At 35.7% G+C, this 4,261-nt stretch carries 3 protein-coding genes; all 3 read right to left on the bottom strand.

All coding sequences use genetic code 11. The features are described from left to right. Positions 1-223: 223 nt before the first annotated feature. Complete coding sequence (locus NZ519_12675) at positions 224-1,786, bottom strand: hypothetical protein (protein MCS7029608.1); 1,563 nt, start codon at positions 1,784-1,786, stop codon at positions 224-226. A gap of 52 nt (positions 1,787-1,838) precedes the next feature. After that, the gene (gene fmt, locus NZ519_12670) at positions 1,839-2,762 is read right to left on the bottom strand and encodes a methionyl-tRNA formyltransferase (protein MCS7029607.1); all 924 of its coding nucleotides are present in this window, start codon (positions 2,760-2,762) and stop codon (positions 1,839-1,841) included. 311 nt (positions 2,763-3,073) lie between these two features. After that, entirely contained in the window at positions 3,074-4,129 is a 1,056-nt protein-coding gene (locus tag NZ519_12665) for a hypothetical protein (protein MCS7029606.1), read from the bottom strand. Positions 4,130-4,261 lie beyond the last annotated feature (132 nt).

Below are 4,261 nucleotides of genomic sequence, written 5' to 3'. Positions count from 1 at the left end.
CTTCGGGCTACGCTCACGCTTCGGTGCTTCGCTTCGCTACGCACTGGGCTAACGCCCACCCTCCGCATGCCTCACGCTTTAAACCTCAAACAAATTTTAAAAAATCAAAATACCCTAAATGTTAATCCAACAAATCTTCAAACTGTACAGCAGGTAGTTAAGACCAGCTAAACAATCCCCTTTGCTTTTTTTTGCTACTAACCAACTTGCTATGAAAGTGTTTTTATTTCGTCCTTACATACACATCGGCTACACTAGTAGGAACTTTTCGATAACGGTTCAATAATGTAGGTAAGTAGTACTGCAATTGACCAAATAGGTTGTGTTCATCAATAAATAAAGCAGGCATGTCTTGGCTAAGTGCTTGGTAAACTTGTGGTAATTTTTCTTTAGCAGAGATAAGTTTTCGATTTTGGTTATGCTTAAAAAAGTCCATTTTATAGTAAGCAATGCTAAAATTTGTATAATAAGTAGCACATTTTCTGTTTAGTTTTACATACCATTCAGGGCGGTAAGATAAAATAAGTATGCGTTCTTCAGGTTCACTGTGCAAATGAACTATTTTCTCAAAATTTGCCCACTGTAAAGATAAATCATGGTATACTGCATGCTGTTGACTTATCCATCCTCCTTTTTTAATCAATTTTTGAGATAATAAGTAATTGTAAATCAATGGACTAGCTACTATTGCGTATAAGCATAAATTAAAACCTACTATTGCCAATATGCACAGCCAAGAAATAGACTTCAACCATTGTTTTTGTAAGGTAAGAAAGAAAACAGAAAGAAAAAGAGATAAAAAAGGGGCAGTTTGTAAAATGTAATGAAAATACAACCTTCTAATTCCTAAAAAAATACCCAATACGGCTGTCAAAGTACAAATTGTAATAATTGTCTGTCCCTTTTGCCTTTGTACGTTGTAAGAAATATGCCCAAAATACCACAACAAAAAGCCAATAAAACCTATAATAATGAAAATTCCCCAACTTCGTACAATATCAAGCAAACTTTGTCTTACAGATAGCACTTCAAAAGGATTACGACCTATTAGAATATAATCCAAATTGTAGAGTATCCCTATATCCCAAAACTTATCCCAATGCCCTGTAACCCAACGGATGAAACCGTAAATAAACATAGGCAGAAATAAAAAAAACAGCATCTCAAACAAATGTTTAGGCTTGGCAGCAAAAACAAAAAGGTAAGCTATCAAAACACCTATTATGTGTGTAATAGCTTGGTATCTAAACCAAACTGCAAAAAACAAGCATAAGCCAATCTTTGTAAAAACCCATTCATCATATTGACCTACCTCATCCGTATATTTAATTAAATAAAAAATGCTGATTACCACAGGCAAATTCATCAATAATTCTGCGTTCAGCTCTTGTGTATGCCAGGGTATGCTACTCAAAATAATGTAAAAATAGGCAGGTAGTAAGGAAAATTCAGGCAGCAACCTGAAATTATTTGCTATCTCCGCAATTAAGAGCCCGGTGAAATAAATCCAAAAAATAGCCAATATTTTAATCGCCAAAAGAGAATGCGTTCCAAAAATTCTATACATAAAAGAATATAAACCTACTACCAAAGGTGGCTTATTGTCCCATGCATCTGTGTAGTTTTTACCTTGTTCCACTACTCTTTGAGCGCATATATAATAAGTTGCTTCATCAGTTAAAATGTGATGTTTGTCTAACGAAGGAATACGAAGTATAAGTGTAAAAATGAGTAAAAAAACGTAAGGAACAAAACTATTGCGGCGCTGAAATAAACTTATCCACATGATAATACCGTACACAAAAATAGATAAGGCTTCTCAATTAAACTGCAACAAGCTAAACTTTATTACCTCGTAGAAATGTTTGAATATCCATTCTTTTTTTACCTTCTTTTTGTAGCACTAATACATTTACGTAGCCATCAGCGCCGTAAATACGCAAATACATTTTATTATCCGTTTCAAAATGCCCAGTAGGCTTTTGGTGAGCTTGGACTATAGGTTCAACTTGATGTATTTTGTAGTATACGCCATTGAGAGTAGTCCAAGCCGAAGGATGCGGATTCAACCCTCTGACAAAATTATAAATTTGCTTGACAGTTTTTGACCAATCAATTTGAGTATTTTCCTTTGTCAATTTAGGGGCATAAAAAAGGGGTTCTACCTGCTTTTGAGGTGTTGGAACAATTGTATTTTGACTTAAACCTTCCAAAGTTTTAAGCACTAATTGACTACCTTTTTGACACATAATCGCATACAATTCTCCTGCGGTCATAGTAGGAGAAATAGGTATTTTTTCTTGCAGCAGTATATTTCCTGTATCTACTTGATTGTCAATAATAAAAGTAGTAACACCTGTTTCTGTTTCTCCGTTAATAATTGCCCACTGAATAGGGGCAGCACCTCTGTATTGCGGCAAATATGAAGTATGCAGATTGAAGGTACAAATACTCGGTATTTTCCAAACCGATTCAGGTAAAATTCGGAAGGCAACTACAACCTGTATATCAGGTTGCCAGGCTTGTAAGGTTTGAATAAAAGACTCATCTTTAAGATTTTCAGGTTGCAAAATAGGAATATTGTTTAGTAGGGCATATTGTTTTACCGCAGAGACTTGTAGTTTTTGCCCTCTGCCTGCGGGTTTGTCAGGAGTAGTAACCACACCTTTGATAGGATATCCTGCTTTTTTAATGGCATCCAAACAGAATACAGCAATTTCGGGCGTGCCCATAAAAACAATGGTAGGTTTTTGCTCTTGCATAAATGCTTCGCAAAAATAGTTAAGAGGTCTAATTTTTTATGTCAAAACAGATTTTTGAAATGCAAAACTACATCAGTTTATTTTACTTTGCACAATTAAAAGTGCAAGTAAGGTAAGGTTAAATTTTAATTTTTTTGAGGATATCCTTGCCTACACAAGCATAGCGAAGTGTGAGCAAGGGTGCCGCGGACCACATGCGAGATGCCCACAACCTTTGCGCAGCAAGGGGCACGCCCAAAAAATCAGACTAATAACCTTTGCTTGGTTTTGTAACTTGTTTCTATCATTGCAGTAATTTGGTATTCAATATACTAATCATTATGGACAATTACAGAAGGATTTAAGCCCGAAACAAATGAATGTTCTAAATTCCCTTTTCTGTCTAATATCAAAACGCTACCATCATACACAAATTGCTTGCTGACCGCAATAAACCATTTTTGCAATTTTTCATCAAAATAGAAGTTGTAAAAAATCTCACCCATTTGAGCGAATAAGTTTTTATCTATCCAAATTTGTGGAGAAGTTAAACCCGAATAGTACCGAAAAATACCTAAATCATTCAATACATACACAGTGTCTTGCACTGCACGTATGTGAGTAGGATTGTTAGAAATGGACAAGCTGACTTCAATTGTATCATAATCCGTGTTGATTTTACAAATAGCCCCTGTGGGATTGACATAATCGCCTGTGCAAGATATCCATAAATAGTTTTGACTTACGGCTAAATGTGTAGCATTTTCAACAGGAAGGGCTATCTCTTTGATTTTGGTATCCGTGTTTATGTCCCAAACTACTAAGTTTTTGTTTTTGAAGCTAGGCGGATAGTTAGATTGAGTGATATACAGTTTGCCATTTAGCACTGCCATTTCTTCGGGAAAACTTACATAAAATGAACCTAAAACCTCCAAAGTAGTAGGGTTGATTATCCAAACTTTTTGTCCTGTCAAAGCACTGACATAAGCTTTTTGAGGATTGATATAAACAATTTTTCGCAAATCTCCACCGTTAGGGATAACCAAGGTTTGAATAATTTTGAGTGTTTTTGCATCTAATTTGTACAAGGTGTTGCTTGTAGAAACCACGATAAATAACGTGTCGCCTATCTTAATCAAATCATTAGCAGTATCGCCTAAAATCTGATTATTGACGGTATAAAACACATCTCTTTGTACGAGTTGAGTAATAGGGTTGTAGTAGGTAAGTGTAGAGTTATTTTGTTGCCATAATCCTTCGTTGACAATCAATATACCTTTGTAATGGGGCAGAATAGAGGTATTTTCATCGGGAAAGATAGGTTTTTTGACGCATCCGTACCATATTGAGAGAATGAGAAGTATGCACAACCATCCCCAGTACCTCATAACTACAAATTTACATCAAGTCTATTTGTTTTACATAAAAGGTATGAAGGTCAAATTTTAATTTTTTTTGGGCGTGCCCTTGTGGGCGTTTCGCTGCGCTCATGCCCACAAGGTCGGCGTGCTACGGGCTAC

The organism is Bacteroidia bacterium (genome assembly GCA_025056095.1).
Classification (GTDB): Bacteria; Bacteroidota; Bacteroidia; order JANWVE01; family JANWVE01; genus JANWVE01.
This window is presented reverse-complemented; position numbering and strand designations above follow the sequence as displayed.

Excerpts from the sequence above, each read along its gene's own strand:
- NZ519_12675 (MCS7029608.1), bottom strand. The coding sequence starts at position 1,786 with ATGTGGATAAGTTTATTTCAGCGCCGCAATAGTTTTGTTCCTTACGTT.
- fmt (MCS7029607.1), bottom strand. The coding sequence starts at position 2,762 with ATGCAAGAGCAAAAACCTACCATTGTTTTTATGGGCACGCCCGAAATT.
- NZ519_12665 (MCS7029606.1), bottom strand. The coding sequence starts at position 4,129 with ATGAGGTACTGGGGATGGTTGTGCATACTTCTCATTCTCTCAATATGG.